The following is a 21,435-nucleotide window of genomic DNA, read 5'->3' as shown; positions in this document are numbered from 1 at the left end:
GGCAGTTTACGTCCGCACGCATTTCGCTCTCGGCGTCGCGGAGGGCAGAATCTCTAGGGTGACTTCGCAACGCAATGAAGCGAACGGGGAGGGTGTCTCGCCGTTCGTGGAGCTGGACCGGCAGACCTGGTCCCGGCTCGCAGCCCAGATGGAACAGCCCCTTAACGAAGAGGATGTGCTGCGCCTTCGTGGGCTCGGTGACCCCCTGGACATGAAGGAGGTCCGGGAGGTCTACCTGCCGCTGTCCCGGCTGCTGCACCTGTATGTGGAGGCGGCAGGCCAGCTGCACGCGGCCACCACGACGTTCCTGGGTGAGCAGACCCAGCGCACCCCGTTCGTCATTGGTGTCGCCGGTTCGGTGGCCGTGGGCAAGTCCACCATCGCCCGTGTGCTCCGGGAAATGCTGCGGCGCTGGCCGGGCACCCCCAACGTTGAGCTGATCACCACCGACGGGTTCCTGTACCCGCTCGCCGAACTCAAGCGCCGCCAGCTGCTCGAGCGCAAGGGCTTTCCGGAGTCCTACGACCGCAGGGCGCTGCTGCGTTTCGTGAGTGAGATCAAGGGCGGCGCGGAGGAAGTCCGGGCGCCCTGGTACTCACACGTCACCTACGACATCGTGCCCGGCAAGGAAGTGGTGGTCCGCCGCCCGGACGTCCTCATCGTTGAAGGCCTGAACGTCCTGGCGCCCGCTCGTCCCCGGCATGACGGCCGGCAGGGACTGGCACTGAGCGACTTCTTTGACTTCTCCATCTACGTGGATGCCAAGACCTCCTACATCGAGGAATGGTATGTGGACCGGTTCCGGAAGCTGCGCTCCACCGCGTTCGCCCAGCCAGAGTCATACTTCCACCGCTACGCCACCCTCTCCGATTCCGAGGCCGAGACCACGGCCCGCGAAATCTGGAAGCGGATCAACGAGCCGAACCTTGAAGAGAATGTGCTGCCCACGAGGGGACGGGCCCAGCTGGTGCTCACCAAGGAAGCCGACCACTCCATCCGCCGCATGCTGCTAAGGAAGGTCTAGCACAGGTGTGCTACGACTGCTCCCCCGCCGCGGACCGGGCGGCACAGACAGCGTCAGCACAGGAAGCCGCGGCCCCTAAAGCGGCTGCGCCCGGCCGCCGTATAGTCACCCGATTCCTCCTCGCCGGCGCCAGCCTGTCCGCGCTGGCGGCCTGCACACCCGCAGGTCCTGCCGCGGCACCTTCCGCCACGGGAAGTACGACGCCGGCACCCCCGTCGGCGTCCGGGTCACCCGGCGCATCTGCCGGCAGCGCGTCGGCGCGGGCTTCCGCCACCGCGTCGCCCTCTGCCACCGCGCCTCCCTCCGGTTCTGCCGCGGCGTCCGCGGCAGCACCGCCGTCGGCAGCCGCCGCCCCGACGGCAGCACCAGCGCCGCCGTCGGCCGCCTCCCGGCTGCCCAAGCAGTACTCACTGACCAACCCAACCAGCCCCTGGGTTGTGGTCAACAAGCGGCGCCCGCTGAAGCCGGCCAACTTTGTTCCGCGGGATCTTGTCCAGCCGGGCGTTGCCCTTGCCGTTTCCGGCGAGGCAGCGCTGCTGAACCGCACCACGGCGGCCGCCGCGGAAAAGATGTTCGCGGCAGCGGCGGCGGACGGCGTGACCATGACGCTGGCCAGCGGCTACCGGTCCTACGCCACGCAGACAGCCACCTACAACGGCTACGTCAGCGCGCGGGGGCAGGCCGCTGCCGACACCGCCTCGGCGCGGCCCGGGCATTCCGAGCACCAGACAGGCTGGGCGTTCGACATCGGCGACGGCGGCGGCGCGTGCAGTTTCCAGCCCTGCTTCGCCGAGCAGCCGGCCGCTGTGTGGGCCAAGGCCAACGCGTACCGGTTCGGCTTCGTGGTGCGGTACCCGTGGATGCTGCATCCGATTACGGGGTATTACTACGAGTCGTGGCACCTGAGATATGTCGGCGTCGAGGCGGCCAGCGACATGCGGAAGCGCGGAATCGCCACCCTCGAGGAGTATTTCGGGCTCGAAGCGGCGCCCGGTTACCCGTAACCGCTGCCCTGCTTACCTGTAACCGCTGCCCTTGGCGCGCGTAACCGCTGCCCGCCGGCGAGGACCGGTGCGATAGCTTGGACCCATGCTTACCGGATTCAAAAAATTCATTCTCAAAGGCAATGTCATTGACCTGGCCGTGGCCGTGGTCATCGGCGCAGCGTTCAGCTCAGTGGTGGACGCGCTGGTCAAGAGTGTCATGATGCCCCTGATCTCGCTGCTCGTCGGACAGCCCAACTTTGATGATTTCCTGGCCTTCGGCGACGTACGGATCGGCGTCCTGCTTACCGCTGTGGTCAACTTCCTGCTGGTTTCGGCCGCGATCTACTTCGTCATCATCCTGCCGATGAACCGGCTGATCGAGCACCGGAACCGCAAGCTGGGCATTGGACAGGAAGTGAAGAAGGAAGCAGCCGAGGATCCCCAGATCGCTCTGCTGAAGGAAATCCGGGACGAGCTGCGCAAACAGCCCACCCGGTAATCGCCCCGGCGAGCAATCCAATGAGACAAAAGCGGTCCGCCTTCCGAGAGGGAGGCGGACCGCTTTCTTAATTCTCGGTGCTGCGGGAGCTGCCCTAGCGGACGAGCTCAGTCGGGACGGGATCCAGCGCCAGCTCGCGCTTGACCACCTGGGCCAGTCGCTCGGCGATGACCTGGGCGGTCTCCTGGGTGCCGGCTTCCACCATGACGCGGACCACGGGTTCGGTGCCGGAAGGGCGGAGCAGCACACGGCCGGTGTCGCCGAGCTCGGCTTCGGCCAGCTTGACGGCCGCTGCGAGGGCTTCGTCGCCGCTGACCCGGCTGCGGTCCACGCCCTTCACGTTGATGAGGACCTGCGGGAGCTTGGTCATGACGGTGGCGAGCTCTTTCAGCGGGCGGCCGGTGAGGGCCACCTGCGCTGCGAGCTGCAGGCCGGTCAGGACGCCGTCGCCGGTGGTGGCGTAGTCGGCGAGGATCACGTGGCCGGACTGTTCGCCGCCGAGGTTGAAACCGCCGTCGCGCATTTCCTCAAGGACGTAACGGTCACCCACCCCGGTCTCGCGGACCTCGATGCCGGCATTGCGCAGGGCGATCTTCAGTCCGAGGTTGCTCATCACGGTGGCAACCAGGACATTGTCCGTAAGCTTGCCGGCGTCCTTGAGCGCGATGGCGATGATGGCCATGATCTGGTCACCGTCCACCTCGTTGCCCTCGTGGTCCACGGCGAGGCAGCGGTCGGCGTCGCCGTCATGGGCGATGCCGAGGTCTGCTCCGTGCGCCACCACCGCGGCCTTGAGCGGTCCCAGGTGCGTGGAGCCCACGCCCTCATTGATGTTCAGGCCGTCCGGCTCGGCTCCGATGACCACAACCTCGGCTCCGGCATCCTTAAAGACCTGCGGGGAACAGCCGCTGGCGGCTCCGTGGGCGCAGTCCAAGACCACCTTCAGTCCGTCAAGGTTGTGCGGGAGGGTGCCCAGCAGGTGGACGATGTAGCGGTCCTCGGCGTCGGAGAAGCGCTGGATGCGGCCCACTTCACCGCCGACAGGCCGGACGGGCTCCTTGCCCATCTGTTCCTCGATGGCGTCCTCCACCTCGTCGGGGAGTTTCTGGCCGCCGCGGGCGAAGAACTTGATCCCGTTGTCAGGCGCTGGGTTGTGCGAGGCGGAAATCATCACGCCGAAGTCCGCGTTAAGGTCCGCCACTAGGTAGGCGGCCGCGGGGGTGGGAAGCACGCCGGCGTCATAGACGTCGATTCCGGAGCTGGAAAGCCCTGCCTCCACGGCCGCGGCGATGAACTCACCGCTGGCGCGGGGGTCCCTTGCCACCACGGCGCGCGGCCGCGCACCCTCGCTGGTGCGTTCATGGCCAAGCACGACGGCGGCGGCCTGGGCCAGCTGCAGTGCGAGCTCGGCAGTCAGCAGGCCGTTCGCCAGGCCACGGACACCGTCTGTTCCAAATAATGTAGACATCGGGTCAAGTTTAGACGATGCAGGTCCCCGCCCCTGCCTCGGGCGGCCCCCGGCAAGGGGACCGCCTGGCGTCCGGGGACGTTTGGCCTGCTCAAGGGGGCATCCCGCCAGGTCACAAAGGCTTAACGGCAGAAGCCCGTCCCGCCGAACGGCGGGACGGGCTTCTGTGAAGCGGCGGGCTTCGGAAGCGAATTAACGCTTCGAGTACTGCTGAGCCTTGCGGGCCTTCTTGAGACCGGCCTTCTTACGCTCGATGACGCGGGCGTCACGGCGCAGGTAACCGGCCTTCTTCAGGGTGGCGCGGTTGTTCTCGGTGTCGATCTCGTTCAGTGAACGGGCGATGCCGAGGCGCAGGGCGCCGGCCTGGCCGGAAATGCCGCCACCGTGGATGCGGGCAATGACGTCGTAGGCGCCGTCAAGATCGAGGATCTTGAAGGGCTCGTTGACGTCCTGCTGGTGCAGCTTGTTCGGGAAGTAGTTGGCCAGTTCACGGCCGTTGATGATCCACTTGCCGGTGCCGGGCACGATGCGAACGCGTGCCACGGCTTCCTTGCGACGGCCAACTGCTGCGCCGGCGACGGTCAGTGCCGGGCGTTCCTTCTTCGGCGCTTCTGCTTCTGCAGGACCGCTTTCCGAGGTGTAGCTGGTCGGGTTTTCCTCTGCCACAACGGCTTCGGTGGTCTCTTCGTTCTGAGCCACGGTTCTCCTTGTATAGATAAGTTGGTTGGTGGCCAGGACTACTGGGCGACCTGGGTGATTTCGAAAGTCTTAGGCTGCTGGGCGGCGTGCGGGTGCTCAGCACCGCGGTACACCTTCAGCTTGCCCAGCTGCTGTGCAGCGAGGGAGTTCTTCGGGAGCATGCCCTTGATGGCCTTCTCCACGGCGCGGACCGGGTTGGATTCCAGCAGTTCCGCGTAGTTGACGGAGGTCAGGCCGCCCGGGTAGCCGGAGTGGCGGTATGCGCGCTTCTGCTCCAGCTTGGCGCCGGTGAGGGCTACCTTTTCAGCGTTGATGATGATGACGAAATCGCCCATGTCCATGTGGGACGCAAAGGTGGCCTTGTGCTTGCCGCGCAGCAGGATTGCGGTCTGGCTGGCGAGACGACCAAGGACAACGTCGGTGGCGTCAATGACGTGCCACTGGCGGTTGATATCGCCGGGCTTCGGGGTGTACGTACGCACGGTGTTTGCCTCGTTCTTGTTCTGGCGTTCTTGTTTTAGGCGTCACTCTAAGGTGCACCTACTATCTATGCGCTACCGGAACAGAGGTGAGGGCTCTATGAATCCAGTGGTCCAGAAGTCCCGAATATGCCCGAGGAGTAGTTATCCTGCAACCGGATTCTCAGCGGGCACGCATCATCGGAAAAGGACACGCACAACGACTACCAAGAATAGCGTGAACCGGGCGTCAGGGTCAAAATGGGGTATCCGGTCTCAGGGTGCAACGCGCCTTGGTCTGCGCCGATCCGTTCCAGCCAGGGAGTCTCTGTGTCCATTGTGGGTGTAACCGCCAGCGCCAGTCCGCTGTTTGCGCTTGCCGCCGGCCTGCTTGGAATTCTCCTTTGCATACTGGCTGAGCTGCTGATCGCGCGCCTGCTCCCCCGCCTTGGCGTGCTCCCGGGCATAAGGACAAGAATTACGACGGCGGCGCTCACCGGCGTTCTCTGCGCCGCCTTCGCGCTGCGGTTCGGTGTGGACTGGTCACTACCCGCCTTCCTGGCGCTCGGTGTACTCGCCGTGCAACTGGCCCGGATTGATCTGGCCCACCATCTACTGCCCAATCCCCTGGTTTTGTCCCTGCTCTTTGCCGGCCTGGCACTGCTCACTCTCAGCAGCACGGCCACTTCAGGCTGGGTCGAGCTGCTTCGTGCGGCCGCCGGCGCCGCCATCCTGTTCGTAGTCTTCCTGATTCTGGCGATTATCTCGCCCAACGGCATAGGAATGGGCGACGTGAAGCTTGCTGCTCCGGTGGGCCTCTACCTGGGCTACTTGGGCTGGAGCCAGCTGTTCTACGGCGGAGCCCTGGGCTTCGTGCTGGGCGGGATTTTCTCCGTCGTCTTGATTTCGCTTAAGCGCACCGAAAAATCATCCGAGGTGGCCTTTGGGCCCTCCATGCTGGCGGCCGCCCTGGGGATGGTCCTGTTCGCCTCCTGACGCATTTCGGACAGTGCCCCTCTTAGTAGTTTTCCGAGAACAAAGCCAAGCCAGGCTTATGAATCCAAGTGATTACCGGACCTTGGAATTTTCTGTGTGAGTACCTATTTGAGGGGGCCACTAAGTGTCCCCCCTCAAAAGTCGGGTATGGCTACGCATTGTTGCATTTCTGCCCCGGTGGAATTCTTTAGCTATCGAAGAACCAGCCCTTCGCGGCATATGGGGGACGCTGGAATTCGGTGAATTATTCCATCGAATTTAAGGAAATCACAATGACTACACTCATGGTCTCGGTGCTTGCTTTCGTTTCGGGAGTCAAGGACCGACTGTCATCAGAAAAGGGCGCCACCGCAACCGAGTATTCGCTGCTCATTGCTTTTATCGCCTTCCTCATCATCGGCGGCGTCTCTGCATTCGGCGGCGCCCTCAGCGGATGGTTCACGACACTCGGCACCACTGTGACCGGGTGGACCGTACCTGGCCCCTAGCACCGTTCCCGGGACGACACGAAGGAGTGTGCCAACTCCTGTTCCAGGGACGCGGCACACTCCTCCTCCTAACCTGGCTCCAACTATTTCGGGGGACCGATGAAAACCAAGCCATGGCCCAGCGGTGATAAATCTCGCGGCGCAGTAGCCGTCGAATTCGCCCTTGTTGCGCCGATACTCCTCTCGCTGGTGGCCGGCATAGTCGAGTTTTCCCATGCGTACAACCTCCAGATCTCCGTAACCCAGGCCGCCCGGGAGGCGGCCCGCAACATGGCCATCCATGATGATCAGGGCGAAGCCGCCTTGGCTGCCGCAGCCGGCGCGCCTGGACTGACCGCGGGCGATTTTCAGTATTCCTTCAGCCCTGGCGCCTGCGCCGCAGACGAGAACATGACTGTAACCATCACGTACCCTGCGGCAACCCTGACGGGACTCTTCGGGAGCACGCTCACATTCACCGGAATAGGAGCCATGCGATGCGGTGGTTGAGACGTCCGAAAACGAATCGCGAGCAGGGCGCGGCCGGTGTCCTGGTGGCCGTGATGATGCTGGTGCTCATCGGCGCCGGCGCTCTGGCGGTTGACGTCGGCCAGATCTACGCAGAGCGGGCACAGCTGCAAAACGCTGCCGATTCCGGCGCCTTAGCCGTCGTTCAAGCCTGCTACAAGTCAGGCTGCAGCCAAGACGACGCCGAGGCAGTCGCGGAAAGCTTGGCAAACGCCAACTCCAACGACGCCCAATCGAATGTCGCTGAAGTTGACCTGTCCGTGGCGAACCAGGCAACGGTCCGGACCACGACTCAGAACGGGAGTAACAGCTTCCTTACCAAGATGTTTGCCAGCGCCTTGAACGCTCCACCCGTGACGGTGGGAGCCTATGCCGTAGCCGCGGCCGAACCGCCGTCGTCCGGCAAGGGCTTCCCCCTCGCTTTATCCGACTGCCAATATGACCTCTCGGGTGCCGAGACTGAAGGCGAAGTCCAGCTCATCCGGTACAAGCCAGGCATGGGCACCTGCACTTCGACCTCCGGCCATGTGATCCCCGGCGGATTCGGCTGGCTGGACCAAAGCAGCCCGTGTGAGGCCGCCACCGAGGCCGACGACACTGTTTCTTCTGACACCGGTGCTGACTACGCCGCCGAATGCGACGCCGTCCTCGAAGGCTGGATCGGTGCAATCAAGCGCGGCAACCGGGCCTTGGCGACCTTCCCCGTGTATGACAATGCCGGCGGCACCGGCACCGGCGGCTGGTTCCACATCCGCGGATACGCCACTTTTGACATTCAGGGATGGAAATTCGGTGGCGGCAGCAAGGCGCCAAGAGTATTTCACAATGCAGCACCATACGTCGCCGATCCCGCAGATGAATGTACTACCAAGTCCTGCCTCGGCATCATTGGACAATTTGTTAAGTACGAGTCGATTGACACTTTCGGTGGAAGCACGGGCGGGGGCGGAGGAGCAAATTTGGGAACCGCAGAAATATTCCTCATCAAGTGAGGGCTTGCTTCGTCAAATACTTCGAATAATTCTAAGGGGAACACAGTGAAAACTCGCCTACTGGGAGGCATTGCCGCATTGATTGTGGCAATTATAGGAACCGTATTGTTGGTCACCTACGTTCAAAACGCCGACAAACGCGCCCTGGCCGACACCGAAACGGAAACAGTGTATGTCGTCGAGAAGAACATCGCAGCCGGCACTGGGGTGGATAAGATGGCCGGCGCTGTCGTCAAGAAGGAAGTTCCCAAGCTGGCAATCGCTGCTGGCGCCATCACCGATCTCAGCGCCGTGGACCAAAAAGTCACAGCGGTGGCCCTGATGCCGGGAGAGCAACTGCTCTCCACTCGCTTGGTGGATGCCGGTGCCTTCCTTGGGCCATCTCGAGTGCAGGTACCTGCGGGAATGCAGGAGATTACCCTGAAGCTGCCCATTGAGCGGGTAGTTGGCGGCAAAGTTGCCGCGGGAGACACCGTAGGTGTCTTCCTGTCCGTTGACGACACGGGCGGGAAATCCGCTGGAACTCAGCTGACCTTCCACAAGGTTCTCGTGACCGCGGCCCAGTTCAGCAACGGTAGCGCCGCAAAGTCACAGGATGCCCAGGCGGAAGGAGACAAGACCGCAGGAGCCTTGACAGCGAAGAAAGCACCAGCGCCCGATGACACGTACCTGATCACCTTGGCCCGCAACTCCTCAGACGCCGAGCGCATAGTTTTCGCCACGGAGTTCGGCAACGTATACCTTTCGAAGGAGCCGGTCAATGCCGTCGAGGCGACGTCCGGCGTCGTGAGCAGCGCCAGGCTGTTCCGATGAGCCGCTTCGTCCTCATCACCCCCAACGCCGATTTCGAACGAAGAATCCAGTTGGCCGTCGCCGGAATGCACGGCTCGCTGCAGGTGTTCCAAGCAGATTACCTTCCAGAGGGCCCCTATGACTTCCTGCGGCAGCTCGTCGGCGAACCGCCAGAGGTCCTGATCCTGGGTCCCGGACTGCCCGTGGACGGTTCCTTGAAACTGGCATCAGTTATGGACCTCCAGTACCCGGAGATAAGCGTTGTCTTGGTGGTTCCGGAAACCAAAGAGGTGGTGTTGCAGGCCATGCGCTCCGGTGTGCGGGACCTCCTGGATCCGGCGGCGGATCCAGACTCCATCCGCGTCATGCTGGAGCGTGCTAGCCTCGCGGCCGCGGGCCGCCGTCGGGGGTTGGGGCCGGGCACCTCCGAGCACGCCGACCACGGTGCAGGCAGCAGGATCATCGCCGTCATGTCCCCCAAAGGCGGGGTCGGCAAGACCACCGTGGCCACCAACCTGGCCGTCGGTCTCGGAAAGACTGCCCCGATGAGCGTCGTGATCGTGGACCTGGACCTCCAGTTCGGCGATGTTGCAAGCGGGCTGATGCTGGACCCCGAGCACACGATTACGGATGCTGTGGTGGGTGCCGCAAGCCAGGATGCCATGGTCCTTAAGACCTACCTCACCGTTCATCCCGCCGGCATCTACGCCCTGTGCGCACCGCGGAACCCGGTGGAGATGGACCGGATCTCCGGTGAACATGTCACTCGGCTCCTCACCCAGCTGCGGGAGGAGTTCCACTACATAGTCGTGGACACAGCCCCCGGCCTCGGCGAGCATGTGCTGGCGACGCTCGAACAGGCAACGGACGCCGTCTGGATCTGTGGCATGGACATCCCCAGCATCCGGGGTCTGCGGACCGGCTTCCAGATCCTCACCGAACTCAATCTGGTTCCCGACCAGCGCCACGTGGTCCTCAATATGACGGACCGGCGGGCCGGCCTGACCCTGCAGGACATTGAAACCACGATCGGCGCGCCCGTAGACGTTGCGCTCCCCCGCTCCAAGAACATGCCGTTTTCCACCAACAAAGGCGTCCCGATCCTTCAGGACGGGAGCCGCGACCCGGCAGCCAAAGGGCTCCGCCAGCTGGTGGAGCGCTTCAAGCCGGATTGGGAAGAAAGACCTCATAAAAAGCTGCACAGAAGGGCGGTAGTACAGTGAGCCTCTCAGACCGGTTCCAGCTCCTGCGTGGTGAGGCCAAGGCCGACCCCGGGATACCCGAACCCCCCAAGGATGTTTTTCAACTGAAATCACCCGCAACGCTCGGACGGAAGCACGAGGCGCAAACCGCGGTCGCTGCGGCGAGTGCGACGGCGGCCCTGGAGCAGCCGCAGGCCGCTTCAGTTGCCAGCGAAGCCCTGAACGCCCTCAAGGAACGGGCAACCCAGACGCTCTTTGAGCGGCTGGGTTCGCGGATCACCGATTCGTCCTTGGAAGACGAAGAGCTGCACCAGTTCGTCCGCGACGAACTGAAGATCGTCGTGGACGAGGAACAGGTACCGCTCTCCACGGCGGAGCGCCAGCGGCTTATCCGGGAGATTATCGATGACGTTCTGGGGCACGGTCCCATCCAGCGTTTCCTGGATGATCCCTCCATCACGGAGATCATGGTGAACCGCTTCGACCAGGTCTACGTGGAGCGCCAGGGCCGGCTCTTCGTCACCGACACAAAGTTCAGCTCGGACGACGCGCTGCGAAGGGTGATCGACCGCATCGTGTCCAAGGTGGGCCGGCGCATTGACGAATCCTCGCCGCTAGTTGATGCCCGCCTCGCTGACGGTTCGCGCGTCAATGCCATCATCCCTCCGCTGGCCGTCAACGGTCCCGCGCTCACCATCCGCAAATTCGGCAGGGATCCCCTTACGGTCCACAACCTGATCTCCCTCGGAAGCCTCTCGCCGGAGATGGCGGAACTCCTGCAGGCATGCGTGCTGGCCAGGATGAACATCATCGTTTCAGGCGGTACCGGAACCGGTAAAACGACTCTCCTCAACGTGCTCTCCTCCTTTATCCCGGTGGACGACAGGATCGTGACGATCGAGGACGCCGTCGAGCTTCAGTTGCAGCAGGACCACGTGGTCCGCCTTGAGAGCCGCCCCCAGAACATCGAGGGCAAAGGTGCGGTGTCCATCCGGGACCTTGTGCGGAATGCCCTGCGAATGCGGCCGGACCGGATTGTGGTGGGTGAGGTCCGCGGCGGTGAGTGCCTGGACATGCTGCAGGCCATGAACACCGGCCACGACGGCTCCATCTCCACGGTCCATGCAAACTCCCCCCGGGACGCCATCGCCCGGCTCGAAACGCTGGTTCTCATGGCGGGAATGGATATCCCGCTGAGGGCCGTGCGCGAACAGGTTGCCTCGGCGGTCAACCTGATCGTGCATATTTCGAGGTTGCGCGATGGTTCCCGGCGGGTCACGCACATCACTGAGGTGCAGGGCATGGAGGGTGACGTCGTGACGCTCCAGGACGCTTTCGTCTTCGACTACGGGGCGGGGATCGACGCGAACGGGCGTTTCCTGGGTAAGCCGGTGCCCACCGGGGTCCGGCCCCGATTCACAGACCGCTTCGCCGAACTCGGCATCGGAATTTCGCCGGCGGTGTTCGGCGCCGCAGTGCCTGGCATCCCGGTGCCCAGCGTCTCCCAGGCAAGGGGGCGGTGAACATGCCTGGCGATACCGGGGTCTTCGTGGTCGCGTTGTTCATGCTGTACCTTGCCATATTCCTCATCTTCGGCGTGGCGCTCAGATCCAAGTCGGCTCTGCCGTTGTCCCGGCGGCGGCCTGATGCGCCGGCGCAGCCATCAATTCTCACGCGGCTCACGGGCCAGGCAGTCGGCTCGCTCAACAAGCGGATGAAGAAGGGCGGCCCAGGGCTGTTGGCCCGAGACCGGCTGGACGAATGCGGACTCAAGAAAGAGCCGGGCGACTATCTCCTCATGGCAGGCGTCACCACGCTGATGCTGGCCGTCTTCGGTTTCTTCCTGGGCGGTGTCTTCGCAGCGGTCCTGCTGACGCTGCTGACACCTCTAGGTCTCCACCTGTTCCTCAACTTCCTGGCCGGCCGCCGGCGAGCGCAGTTCGACCAGCAGGTGCCGGACACGCTCCAGATGTTCTCCGGTGGCCTGCGTGCCGGCCACAGCCTTCTCCGTGCTGTCGACGCAGCTGCTCAGGAAAGCCAAGCGCCGATGTCCGAGGAGCTGAGCCGGATCGTCAACGAAACGCGGATTGGGCGGGATCTTGGTGAGTCACTCGCGGACGTGGCCAGGCGGACACGGAGCGAGGACCTCCTCTCCATCTCGCAGGCCATCGAGATCCACCGCGAAGTGGGTGGCGACCTTGCCGAGGTGCTCGACCATCTTGGCGATACCGTCCGGGACCGGAACCAGGTGCGGGGCCAGATTCGCGCCTTAAGCGCGGAGGGCCGGATGTCAGCCATTGTCCTCATGGCGCTTCCCATCGTCATGTTCATCGGCCTCACGCTGTTCAACGAAATGTACTCGCGCGTCTTTACCAGCACGTTGCCCGGCTACCTCATGATCGCCGCAGCGCTAGTGCTCCTGACCGCGGGCGGTTTCTGGCTCAGCCGGATTGTCAAACCAAAGTTCTAGAAAAGAGTGCTCGTCATGCAACCACTTGCTTATGCCGCGATCCTGGCAGTGATCGCTCCCATAACCGTCATGACCTGGTTCGTCTTCACCGGCGACCGGGCAGGGCTACGGAACATCCAAGCCAACCTGGGACTCACGTCAAAGTCCAAGGGGCCCGCGCTCACCGTCAACGAAAAACTGACGCTGATGAGCCAGCGGGTCATGCCCAAGGGCTACGCGGGCTGGCTCGACAAGCAGCTGGCGGGTGCCGGACGTCCGAAGGAATGGCCGCTGGCCCGGCTCATCATGGTGAAGCCGCTACTGGCCTTCGCCGGTGCAGTCTCGGGGTACCTGTACTTTGCCGGCGGTCCATCGGCTCAACGGTTTCTGATCCTGCTGGGGGTGACTGCCCTGAGTTATTTAACGCCGGATCTGCTGGTACGGAACCGCGCACAGAAGCGCCGGGAGGCAGTCCGGCTTGAGCTCCCCAAGTCGCTGGATCAGATGCTGATCTCGGTCCAGGCCGGCCTCGGGTTCGAAGCGGCGATGGGGAGGGCAGGGACAAACGGCAAAGGTCCCTTCGCCGATGAGCTCATCCGCACCCTGCAAGACATCCAGGTTGGCCGTTCCCGCAAGGATGCCTATCTTGCCCTCGCCGACAGAGTGGATGTCCCTGACGTACGCAGCTTCATCCGGGCGGTGGTCCAGGCAGATGCCTACGGCGTTGCTATTGCGGGTGTCCTCAAGGCACAGGCCAAGGACATGCGCATCAAGCGGAAGCAGCGGGCGGAGGAACACGCCATGAAGATGCCGGTCAAGATGCTCTTCCCCCTGATCTTCTTCATCCTGCCGACGCTGTTCATTGTGGTGCTCGGACCCACGGTGATGAGCATTATGGCCATCTTCACCAGCTAGTTTCGCTGAAAGACCGACGGCGTGCCGTCGGAACCCTGACCACAGCCCGTCGGCAGTTGGTCACCAAGAGCGGACCCCCTCGGACCCCAGCACCGAGGGGGTCCTTTTGCATTTTTTTGCAGGCGACAAAAGGGCCTAAACGCATGCGAAGCGCAGAAACTCCGCAGAATTCACGCAGGTCGGCAAGCCTTAGCACAGGATGCTCCAAAGTCCGAACTTGGATGTCATTTGGACTGCTAATTTTATTTCAGAGCTGGTGACAGACCAGCTTCCCTTCACTCGCTCAGGAGTTCAAAATGCTTTCTCTCATCGCAAAGTTCCAGACCCTCGGTTTCACCATGAAGAACCGCCTCCAGGAAGAAAAGGGCGCAACTGCTGTTGAATACGGCATCATGGTTGGCCTTATCGCTGTCGTCATCATCGCAGTTGTCGTCGTCCTCGGCCCGCAGCTGGCAGCCATGTTCCAGGGCGTCAGCGACCAGCTCCCCGCCGCTCCCGCCACTACGTCTGCTCCGTAACTACTTCGCTCCAGCGGCCGGGTGGCAGGGCTAAGGCCTGGCCGCCCGGCCACTTCCGTGCCTAAGGTGGCCGACGAAGCCAAAACAGGCAATAACAAAACAAGCGGGAGGGCCAGCGGCAGTGGATAAATCATCGGAGCGCGGTGCCGCCGCGGTCGAATTTGCAATTCTACTTCCCCTCCTCGTGATGCTCCTGATGGGAATCATCGAATTCGGCCGGGCCTATAACGCCCAAATTTCCCTCACCAGCGCCGCCCGTGAGAGCGTCCGCGTCATGGCCATTTCGAACAATCCCACCTCAGCCAAAGCAGCCGCGGTAAATGCCGCCGGGTCCTTGCACCCAGCGCTCCGGACTACCGATGTGGGGATAACCACCACGGCTGCTTCTCCCGCGCTCTGCGCGGTTGGCGCCAATGCCACGGTCACCATCAACTACTCCCTCAGCACGATGACAGGTATCGCAGGGCCCTTCTCCTTGACAGCCAAAGGCGTCATGCAATGTGGGGGCTAGGCGATAGCCGTGCCGTCGAGAGCGGACGTGCCGTCGAGAGCGGAGGTGAGAACGGCGAGCGCGGTGCAGTAGCCGTCATCGTCGCCGTCCTCATGGTCGCGCTGCTCGGCTTCACGGCAATCGCAGTCGATGTTGGAATGTTGTACGCCGAACGCGCCCAACTTCAAAACGGTGCGGACGCGGCCGCGCTGGCCGTGGCCCAGACTTGCGCCCGGGACCTCAACGGTCCGGCCTGCATATCTCCCTCGCCTGTGGCTAAAACGTTCGCGGACGGCAATGCCTCGGACGGGCTGAGCAACGTACAGTCCGTCGCTTTGAACCGTGCCGGCGGTGCCGTCACAGTGGTCACCGGAGCCCAGGAATCGGGCGGCGACCCCAACAAGGTTTCGCTATTTTTCGCCCGTGCGCTAGGTATACCGACAGCAGAGGTCGGTGCCAAGGCCTCGGCCGTCTGGGGCAGCCCCCAAGCAGGCCGCACACCGTTCCCCCTGGCCTTCTCGGTTTGCCAGGTCCAAGGATACGTCGAGGCCGGGCTGCAGTTGCTGCAGAGTCACGGCACCAAGGGCGGGAACGACGGCTGCAACTACGGACCAAACGGTGCTCCAGTGGCCGGCGGCTATGGGTGGCTCGTGCAGGACCCCGGCGCCTGCGGCGGAAGTGTGGACATCCTCGTTATGGAAGGCGGGAGTGATACGGGCAACGACGGACCATCCAACTGCGGACCCACCATGCAACGCTGGGTTGATGAACTTACTGCGGGACGCAACGTCATCGTCCTCCTGCCAGTATTCAACCAAGTTACCGGCACAGGTTCAGGGGCAACCTACAAGCTGATCGCATTTGCTGCCTTCAGCGTCAAAGGATGGAAATTCGCAGGGAACGATTTCGCTCCCAAGACTTTCAGAAACACCTCAGCTAATGCCGGAACACTCGCATGTACCGGCAATTGCCGCGGAATTATTGGTAGGTTCGTAAAATACGTTTCCTTGGACGATAGTTATCGACTGGGGCCCCTGGACGCCTTCGGGTCTGCGGTCGTCCGCATGAGCGGTTAGGAGTAGCACGTGAAGTCGCGCTTATTGGCTGGTATTGCGGCGGTCGTGGTTGCGATCGTCGGAATGTTGCTCATCTTCTCCTACGCCCAGTCCGCCGACAATCGCGCCATGCAGAAACTCGAGCCCGTAAAGGTTCTCGTTGTCCAAAAACCCGTTCCTGCCGGCACTTCCGCTGATGCCTTGGCCAAGTTGGTGACAGTGAAAGAAGTACCCCGCACAGGCGTTCCTGCGTCGGCTCTCGCCAGCCTCGAGTCGCAGTCGGGAAAAGTGACAGCGACCGATCTGGTGGCTGGCGAGCAGCTTGTCGCCGAACGGCTCATTGAACCCGCCGCATTGGAAGTCCCCGGTTCAGTTCCCGTGCCGAAGGGCTTGCAGGAAGTGACCTTCGCCCTCGAACCGCAACGCCTGGTGGGCGGCAGGATTGTTGCGGGCGACACCGTCGGGCTATTCGCCACCTTTGCAGGTAGCGATACGAAAGATACAGCGTTCCAGTCAACGTCGGGCCGTGTGCTGCACAAGGTTCTGGTGACAAGCCTTCAGCGTGCGGAAGCGACGCAACAGACAACCCCAGCGTCGCCGTCGCCGGACCCAAATCCCCAGGTACTTCCCGCCGGAGGCATGCTCGTCACAGTCGCCGTTGCGGACGTAGCCGCAGCGAAAATTATCTATTCCGCGGAGTTCGGCAAAATCTGGTTAACGAAGGAGCCAGCGGCAGCCAAAGAGGATCCGCCCACTGAGATCCGTAGGGGTGACGTTTACCCGTGAGCCGCTTCGTCCTCATAAGCCCCAACACTGACTTTGACCACCGCCTGCGCCAGGCCGTGATCGGCGGCCTGCAGGGAAGCGTGCAGACGTTTTTTACGTCGGCCATGCCCACTCAGCCGGACGACCTGTTCGCGCAACTTACCGGGGAACCCCTAGAGGTGCTGGTACTGGGACCCGACGTCCCGCTGGAAGATGCCTTGCGTCTCGCCACCATTTTTGACGTCCAGCTGCCAGAGATCAGCCTGATCCTAGTCAGGGAAAGCGACGCCGACTTGGTGCTTCATGCAATGCGCGCAGGGATCCGCGACATCATGGACCCGGCCGCTGACCCTGCGCATATTCGAATAATCCTCGAACGGGCTTGCCAGGCTTTTGCCAGTAGGTATCGCAGCCATGATCCCTCGCCACAGGCAGTCTCGAACAGCGGCTTGGTCATCGGGGTGTTCTCCCCGAAGGGCGGAGTCGGCAAGACGACCGTTGCCACCAACGTCGCCATCGGCCTTGGAAAGGTGGCCCCCATGAAGGTAGTCATCGTTGACCTGGATCTGCAGTTCGGGGACGTGGCCTCAGGACTCTACTTGGAGCCCGAGCACACGATTACAGATGCTGTGACCACTTCGGCGAGTCAGGACTCACTGGTCTTAAAGGCCTTCCTGGCGGTCCACCCTGCCAGCATTTACGCACTCTGTGCTCCCAAGAGCCCTGCTGATGCGGACCACATCACACCAGATCAAGTCACGCGGCTATTGGAACAGCTGGCCAGTGAGTTCGACTACGTCGTGGTTGATACTGCCCCCGGCCTCGGCGAAGTTGGGCTGGCGGCCATGGAGCAATGCACCGACGTGGTATGGGTCAGCGGCATGGATATTCCGAGCGTACGCGGACTGCGTTCCGGACTCGACATTCTCCGGCAGTTGGAAATCCTGCCCGAGACACGCCATGTGGTCCTCAACATGGCCGACTCCAAGGCTGGGCTTACGGTGCGGGACGTCGAAGCAACCATAGGCGCCCCGGTGGACGTGAGCATCCGCCGTTCCAAGGCGGTTGCTTTTTCGACCAATCGGGGTATCCCAATTTTGCAGGATTCCCGCCGGGATCCGGCGGTCAAAGGCTTCAAACAACTGGTCCAACGGTTTGATCCGGCTTGGCGGACCAGCGACCAGCGGAAGCAGCATCGGCGGGTGGTGGTGAAGTGAAGCTTTCCGATCGGCTGTCGGCAGCTCAGCTCAAGGCACGTCCGGCTGCGGCTCCACCGGAAAACAGGGCAACGCGCCCTGTGCCCGAGCAACCTGAGGTAGCAGAAGTTGGCGAGACGGATCTTACCCTGGAAGATTCCTTTGCCTCCCCTTTCGCCCGCAGCGCCGACAAGCCGCCAACGATGCCAAAGACACAACGGCCCGCGGACGCGCTGGCGGGTTTGAAACAGCGTGCGGCGAACGCACTTTTCGAGCGCATGGGTGCCCGCTTCAGTGACTCAGGACTCAGCGAGAATGAGCTCCGCTCCAGCGCCCGCGAGGAGCTTTCCCAGATCATTGATGCTGAGCGGGTTCCTTTGACGCCTGAGGAGCGGATGCGGTTAGTTCAGGATGTTGCCGACGATGTGCTGGGCTTCGGGCCTCTGCAGCGCCTCCTCGATGACGCCGACGTCACGGAGATCATGGTCAATAGGATGGACCAGATCTACGTTGAGAGGAAAGGAAAGCTAACCCTCGCTGATGCACAATTCACCTCGGAGGACCATCTCAGGCGCGTCATTGAGAGGATCGTGTCCAAGGTAGGGCGCCGGATCGACGAATCTTCGCCGTTGGTTGACGCACGCCTCGAGGACGGCTCCCGTGTGAACGCGGTCATACCCCCGTTGGCCGTGGGCGGTTCCTCACTGACCATCCGAAAGTTCAGCAAGGTTCCGCTGACGGTTCGGAACCTCATCGATTTCGGGACCTTAACCCCGGAAATGGCGGAGCTCCTGAATGCGTGCGTCAAAGCGAAACTGAACATCATCGTTTCGGGCGGTACAGGAACCGGAAAGACCACGCTGCTGAACGTTCTTTCGTCGTTCATCCAGGACAATCAACGCATTGTGACGATTGAAGACGCGGTCGAGCTCCAAATTCAGCAGGAACATGTCGTGCGCCTTGAGAGCAGGCCACCCAATACCGAAGGCAAGGGCGAAGTTACCATCAGGGAACTGCTGCGAAACTCACTTCGCATGCGTCCGGACCGCATCGTCGTCGGCGAAGTCCGCGGTGGCGAAGCGCTGGACATGCTTCAGGCAATGAACACCGGGCATGACGGTTCGCTGTCCACTGTCCACTCGAACTCTCCGCGGGACGCCGTGGCACGGCTGGAGACGCTGGTCCTGATGGCCGGTATGGATCTGCCGCTCCGCGCCATACGCGAGCAAATAGCGTCTGCTGTCCACCTGATCGTCCAGATTTCTCGGCTCCGCGACGGCAGTCGGAGAATAACGCATGTGACGGAGGTCCAAGGCATGGAAGGGGAAATCGTCACTCTGCAAGACGCCTTCGTCTTCGACTTTGCGGCAGGCGTTGATGAACGGGGCCGGTTCCGGGGTAAGCCTATCGCCACCGGCATCCGCCCCCACTTCATCGACCGCTTTGAAGACATGGGCATCCACGTCTCGCCCAGTGTATTCAGCGGCAAATCCTCGACCGGGCGGAGGTGAAACTGCGGCATGTTCCTAGTTTCAGGCTTGGTTCTGTTGCTGACCGCGGTCATCCTCACGCTAGTACTGATCCTCATACCTGGTCGGCCGCGCATTCCATTGGAGAGGCGGAGGCCAGCAGACAACGATTCGACGTCGAAAATATCTCGTTTTGCGGGCTTCGCCACTGCCGCACTCGAGCGGTATCTGTCCTCCCGGGACTTGAAGTTGTACAGCAGGGAGGCACTCGAACTGTCAGGGTTGCGCTTGAGCCAAGCAGATTACATCCTGCTCGTTCTCGCCGGCGGCTGCGTCAGCGCGCTCATGGGTCTCATTGCCGGAGGACCGGTGCTGGCCTTGCTGTTCTTTCTCCTCGCCCCGCCTGCAGGCATCCTCTTTCTGAGCTATCGGACCAGTAAGAGACGCGCCGGTTTTGACCAGCAATTGAGCGACACGCTGCAACTGCTTACGGGGAGCCTCCGGGCCGGGCACAGCATTCTCCGTGCCATTGAGGCGGCTGCCATAGAGTCTGCCAGTCCCACCGCGGAAGAAATGCGAAGGGTTGTTGCGGAAACAAGACTGGGCAAAGACCTCCTGTCGGCCTTGAATGATACCGCGGCCCGGATGGCCAACGAGGACTTCGTCTGGATTGCTCAAGCTATTCAGATAAACCGCGAAGTCGGAGGAAACTTGGCGGAAGTACTTGACCAGGTCGGCGACACTATTCGCGAGCGAAGCGAGATCAAAGGCCAAATAAAGGCACTGGCAGCGGAAGGCAAGTTTTCGGCCTACATCCTGATGGGCCTCCCTATCGGAATTATCCTGATCCTTTTGGTGGTGAGTCCGGGCTACATGAACCCCATGTTCGGGCATCCGCTGGGCTGGGGAATGATGGCCGTGTCCGTGGTTCTCATGACGGTGGGCGGCCTGTGGCTCCGCAAAATCATCGATTTGAAGTTTTAGGCAACCATGTCAGGTCTCGTTGTGCCCCTCGCCGCAGTTTTGGTGGCTCTGCCCTTGGCTTACTTGGCGTGGACCTTCCTGTCCGTGGATAAGAAATCGAACGAAGCCATCCAGGAGAATCTCAGGCGCGGCGCTTCTGGCCTGACGGTTGAGGGAGCGCCTGAGGACGGCCTCTTCCTGCGCCTGGGCAGGAAGATCACGCCGGCCGGCTATGTCCGTCGGTTGGACAAGTTACTTTCGATGGCGGGACGTCCGCCAAGCATTCCGCTCGGGCGGGTACTTGCGGCGAAGCCTGCCTTGGCTGCCGTCGGATTCGCATTGGGTATATTTCTGAGTTCAACCAGTCCATCTCCAGTCATGAAACTTCTAGGCCTGTTCATCTTGGGCATGGGCTACTTCATTCCTGACTTACTTTTGATCAGTAAAGGTCAGGAACGTCAGAAGGCCATTCAGCTTGAACTGCCGAACACGCTCGACCAGATGCTCATCGCTGTAGACGCTGGTCTGGGATTTGAGGGCGCCATGGCGAGGGCAGGGGAAACGGGCAAAGGCCCATTGGCCGAAGAATTGGTTCGCACATTGCAGGATATGCAGGTAGGTCGCAGCCGCCGCGAGTCCTACTTGGCCTTAACAGAACGCACAAACGTTCCGGAGCTCCGCAGCTTCGTCCAGGCTGTTGTTCAGGCTGATGCCTATGGCATCGCCATTAGCGGCGTTCTTCGGGTGCAGGCGAAAGTCATGCGAGTCAAGAGGCGCCAGCGGGCCGAAGAAAAGGCCATGAAGCTTCCGGTGAGCGTGCTTTTCCCGTTGCTTTTCTTCATCTTCCCTGTTCTTTTCATTGCCATCCTGGGTCCCGCCGTCATCAACAGCATCAACACTTTCAGCGGCCAGTAGCCTCGAGATTTTGCAGGCTTTTCGCCCACCACAAGGAACCCGCAGGGTTTCCACAGGATCCAAGGTTGATCAGGTTTTTCACAAGGTCAGAAAGTAGCCTTAACGTATGTCCAGTTCAGGGTCCAGCACAGGCGACGGCGGCGCCAACGGCGTCTGCCTGCCCGCGTCCGGTGACCCTGTGGAAGGCGCCGCGGACGGCTCTGCCGGCGTCCCGCTCTTGGATCTGACCGTCCTTCACGAGCTGGAGGAGGAACTCGGCGGCACCGGTGTAGCCCGTAGTTTCGCCAGAGATTACGTCAGTATCTGGGACAAGCGGATTGGCTACCTGACGCGATCGGTCGGGGACAACGATCCTGAACTGGCAATGGACGCGGTTCTCAGCGTTAAGAATTCCGCCTTCATGGTGGGCGGCTCGCGGCTCGCCTGTCTGGCCGTTGAACTGGAGCGCCTCATCAGGAGTGGCGACCTCTCAGCGGTGCGGCGGCTTTTGCCGATCGTCACGAAAACGGGCGAAGACACGGTCAGCGCGCTGAAGGTCGGCTACCTTCGGCCAGAACAGTAGCTCCCAGGCAGTCGGCTCCGGCGGCGC

Annotated in this window: 24 protein-coding genes; 21 read left to right on the top strand and 3 right to left on the bottom strand. The window is 62.1% G+C overall.

The window, feature by feature from the left end; all coding sequences use genetic code 11:
- Nucleotides 1–58 precede the first annotated feature (58 nt).
- The 3 genes from coaA (at nt 59) to mscL (ending at nt 2,509) form a co-directional block, all read left to right on the top strand.
- Nucleotides 59–1,024: a type I pantothenate kinase gene (gene coaA, locus LQ144_RS08620; protein WP_230118145.1), complete on the top strand. Its 966-nt coding sequence runs from the start codon at nt 59–61 to the stop codon at nt 1,022–1,024.
- A gap of 101 nt (nt 1,025–1,125) precedes the next feature.
- Nucleotides 1,126–2,028 carry a M15 family metallopeptidase gene (locus LQ144_RS08615; RefSeq protein ID WP_354962135.1) on the top strand — a complete coding sequence of 301 codons (903 nt, stop codon included), beginning with the start codon at nt 1,126–1,128 and terminating at the stop codon, nt 2,026–2,028.
- Between the two features lie 85 nt (nt 2,029–2,113).
- Nucleotides 2,114–2,509, top strand: a complete 396-nt coding sequence (mscL, locus tag LQ144_RS08610) for a large conductance mechanosensitive channel protein MscL (protein ID WP_230118144.1) — start codon at nt 2,114–2,116, stop codon at nt 2,507–2,509.
- Between the two features lie 94 nt (nt 2,510–2,603).
- On the opposite strand, the gene glmM is transcribed toward mscL, so the two are convergent.
- The 3 genes from glmM to rplM form a co-directional block, all read right to left on the bottom strand.
- Complete coding sequence (gene glmM / locus LQ144_RS08605; protein WP_230118143.1) at nt 2,604–3,977, bottom strand: phosphoglucosamine mutase; 1,374 nt, start codon at nt 3,975–3,977, stop codon at nt 2,604–2,606.
- Between the two features lie 192 nt (nt 3,978–4,169).
- Entirely contained in the window at nt 4,170–4,676 is a 507-nt protein-coding gene (rpsI, locus tag LQ144_RS08600; protein WP_230118142.1) for a 30S ribosomal protein S9, read from the bottom strand.
- 38 nt (nt 4,677–4,714) lie between these two features.
- On the bottom strand, nt 4,715–5,158 hold the full coding sequence (gene rplM / locus LQ144_RS08595) for a 50S ribosomal protein L13 (RefSeq protein ID WP_015937805.1): 444 nt from the start codon (nt 5,156–5,158) through the stop codon (nt 4,715–4,717).
- 306 nt (nt 5,159–5,464) lie between these two features.
- Here rplM and LQ144_RS08590 point away from each other — a divergent pair, with 306 nt between their 5' ends.
- The 18 genes from LQ144_RS08590 to LQ144_RS08505 all read left to right on the top strand — a co-directional run bounded on the left by LQ144_RS08590 (nt 5,465) and on the right by LQ144_RS08505 (nt 21,408).
- Nucleotides 5,465–6,130, top strand: coding sequence for an A24 family peptidase (locus tag LQ144_RS08590; protein WP_230118141.1), 666 nt, complete (start codon nt 5,465–5,467; stop codon nt 6,128–6,130).
- A gap of 272 nt (nt 6,131–6,402) precedes the next feature.
- Complete coding sequence (locus LQ144_RS08585) at nt 6,403–6,618, top strand: Flp family type IVb pilin (RefSeq protein ID WP_230118140.1); 216 nt, start codon at nt 6,403–6,405, stop codon at nt 6,616–6,618.
- Between the two features lie 99 nt (nt 6,619–6,717).
- On the top strand, nt 6,718–7,107 hold the full coding sequence (locus tag LQ144_RS08580; protein ID WP_230118139.1) for a TadE family protein: 390 nt from the start codon (nt 6,718–6,720) through the stop codon (nt 7,105–7,107).
- Nucleotides 7,095–8,117: a TadE/TadG family type IV pilus assembly protein gene (locus tag LQ144_RS08575; protein WP_230118138.1), complete on the top strand. Its 1,023-nt coding sequence runs from the start codon at nt 7,095–7,097 to the stop codon at nt 8,115–8,117. The genes LQ144_RS08580 and LQ144_RS08575 overlap by 13 nt, the downstream gene beginning before the upstream one ends.
- Nucleotides 8,118–8,162: 45 nt before the next feature.
- Nucleotides 8,163–8,930, top strand: coding sequence for an RcpC/CpaB family pilus assembly protein (locus LQ144_RS08570; RefSeq protein ID WP_230118137.1), 768 nt, complete (start codon nt 8,163–8,165; stop codon nt 8,928–8,930).
- Nucleotides 8,927–10,132, top strand: a complete 1,206-nt coding sequence (locus tag LQ144_RS08565; RefSeq protein ID WP_230118136.1) for an AAA family ATPase — start codon at nt 8,927–8,929, stop codon at nt 10,130–10,132. Before LQ144_RS08570 ends, LQ144_RS08565 begins: the two co-directional genes overlap by 4 nt.
- A gap of 158 nt (nt 10,133–10,290) precedes the next feature.
- Nucleotides 10,291–11,634 carry a CpaF family protein gene (locus LQ144_RS08560; RefSeq protein ID WP_230118155.1) on the top strand — a complete coding sequence of 448 codons (1,344 nt, stop codon included), beginning with the start codon at nt 10,291–10,293 and terminating at the stop codon, nt 11,632–11,634.
- Between the two features lie 2 nt (nt 11,635–11,636).
- Nucleotides 11,637–12,581 (top strand): type II secretion system F family protein, encoded by a 945-nt coding sequence (locus LQ144_RS08555; protein WP_230118135.1) that lies wholly within the window; start codon nt 11,637–11,639, stop codon nt 12,579–12,581.
- A 15-nt stretch (nt 12,582–12,596) separates the two neighbouring features.
- Nucleotides 12,597–13,475 (top strand): type II secretion system F family protein, encoded by an 879-nt coding sequence (locus LQ144_RS08550; protein ID WP_230118134.1) that lies wholly within the window; start codon nt 12,597–12,599, stop codon nt 13,473–13,475.
- A 296-nt stretch (nt 13,476–13,771) separates the two neighbouring features.
- A complete protein-coding gene (locus LQ144_RS08545; protein ID WP_230118133.1) occupies nt 13,772–13,993 on the top strand; it encodes a Flp family type IVb pilin in 222 nt (73 codons plus the stop codon).
- Nucleotides 13,994–14,114: 121 nt separating this feature from the next.
- A complete protein-coding gene (locus LQ144_RS08540; protein ID WP_230118132.1) occupies nt 14,115–14,504 on the top strand; it encodes a TadE family protein in 390 nt (129 codons plus the stop codon).
- A complete protein-coding gene (locus tag LQ144_RS08535) occupies nt 14,492–15,559 on the top strand; it encodes a pilus assembly protein TadG-related protein (RefSeq protein WP_230118131.1) in 1,068 nt (355 codons plus the stop codon). The genes LQ144_RS08540 and LQ144_RS08535 overlap by 13 nt, the downstream gene beginning before the upstream one ends.
- 9 nt (nt 15,560–15,568) lie before the next feature.
- Nucleotides 15,569–16,324 carry an RcpC/CpaB family pilus assembly protein gene (locus tag LQ144_RS08530; protein ID WP_230118130.1) on the top strand — a complete coding sequence of 252 codons (756 nt, stop codon included), beginning with the start codon at nt 15,569–15,571 and terminating at the stop codon, nt 16,322–16,324.
- Complete coding sequence (locus LQ144_RS08525) at nt 16,321–17,520, top strand: AAA family ATPase (RefSeq protein ID WP_230118129.1); 1,200 nt, start codon at nt 16,321–16,323, stop codon at nt 17,518–17,520. The genes LQ144_RS08530 and LQ144_RS08525 overlap by 4 nt, the downstream gene beginning before the upstream one ends.
- Nucleotides 17,521–17,702: 182 nt before the next feature.
- A complete protein-coding gene (locus LQ144_RS08520; protein ID WP_230118154.1) occupies nt 17,703–19,010 on the top strand; it encodes a CpaF family protein in 1,308 nt (435 codons plus the stop codon).
- Nucleotides 19,011–19,019: 9 nt separating this feature from the next.
- Nucleotides 19,020–19,952, top strand: a complete 933-nt coding sequence (locus LQ144_RS08515) for a type II secretion system F family protein (RefSeq protein WP_230118128.1) — start codon at nt 19,020–19,022, stop codon at nt 19,950–19,952.
- A gap of 6 nt (nt 19,953–19,958) precedes the next feature.
- A complete protein-coding gene (locus tag LQ144_RS08510) occupies nt 19,959–20,846 on the top strand; it encodes a type II secretion system F family protein (RefSeq protein WP_230118127.1) in 888 nt (295 codons plus the stop codon).
- 106 nt (nt 20,847–20,952) lie between these two features.
- A complete protein-coding gene (locus LQ144_RS08505) occupies nt 20,953–21,408 on the top strand; it encodes an Hpt domain-containing protein (protein WP_230118126.1) in 456 nt (151 codons plus the stop codon).
- The last annotated feature ends 27 nt before the right edge of the window (nt 21,409–21,435 follow it).

This window comes from Arthrobacter sp. Bi83, assembly GCF_918698095.1.
In the GTDB taxonomy this organism is placed as follows: domain Bacteria; phylum Actinomycetota; class Actinomycetes; order Actinomycetales; family Micrococcaceae; genus Arthrobacter.
The sequence above is the reverse complement of the archived record's forward strand: the minus strand, read 5'-3'. Positions and strand labels throughout refer to the sequence as shown.

Excerpts from the sequence above, each read along its gene's own strand:
- mscL (WP_230118144.1), top strand. The coding sequence starts at position 2,114 with ATGCTTACCGGATTCAAAAAATTCATTCTCAAAGGCAATGTCATTGAC.
- glmM (WP_230118143.1), bottom strand. The coding sequence starts at position 3,977 with ATGTCTACATTATTTGGAACAGACGGTGTCCGTGGCCTGGCGAACGGC.
- LQ144_RS08585 (WP_230118140.1), top strand. The coding sequence starts at position 6,403 with ATGACTACACTCATGGTCTCGGTGCTTGCTTTCGTTTCGGGAGTCAAG.
- LQ144_RS08580 (WP_230118139.1), top strand. The coding sequence starts at position 6,718 with ATGAAAACCAAGCCATGGCCCAGCGGTGATAAATCTCGCGGCGCAGTA.
- LQ144_RS08575 (WP_230118138.1), top strand. The coding sequence starts at position 7,095 with ATGCGGTGGTTGAGACGTCCGAAAACGAATCGCGAGCAGGGCGCGGCC.
- LQ144_RS08565 (WP_230118136.1), top strand. The coding sequence starts at position 8,927 with ATGAGCCGCTTCGTCCTCATCACCCCCAACGCCGATTTCGAACGAAGA.
- LQ144_RS08555 (WP_230118135.1), top strand. The coding sequence starts at position 11,637 with ATGCCTGGCGATACCGGGGTCTTCGTGGTCGCGTTGTTCATGCTGTAC.
- LQ144_RS08550 (WP_230118134.1), top strand. The coding sequence starts at position 12,597 with ATGCAACCACTTGCTTATGCCGCGATCCTGGCAGTGATCGCTCCCATA.
- LQ144_RS08545 (WP_230118133.1), top strand. The coding sequence starts at position 13,772 with ATGCTTTCTCTCATCGCAAAGTTCCAGACCCTCGGTTTCACCATGAAG.
- LQ144_RS08535 (WP_230118131.1), top strand. The coding sequence starts at position 14,492 with ATGTGGGGGCTAGGCGATAGCCGTGCCGTCGAGAGCGGACGTGCCGTC.
- LQ144_RS08520 (WP_230118154.1), top strand. The coding sequence starts at position 17,703 with ATGCCAAAGACACAACGGCCCGCGGACGCGCTGGCGGGTTTGAAACAG.
- LQ144_RS08515 (WP_230118128.1), top strand. The coding sequence starts at position 19,020 with ATGTTCCTAGTTTCAGGCTTGGTTCTGTTGCTGACCGCGGTCATCCTC.
- LQ144_RS08510 (WP_230118127.1), top strand. The coding sequence starts at position 19,959 with ATGTCAGGTCTCGTTGTGCCCCTCGCCGCAGTTTTGGTGGCTCTGCCC.
- LQ144_RS08505 (WP_230118126.1), top strand. The coding sequence starts at position 20,953 with ATGTCCAGTTCAGGGTCCAGCACAGGCGACGGCGGCGCCAACGGCGTC.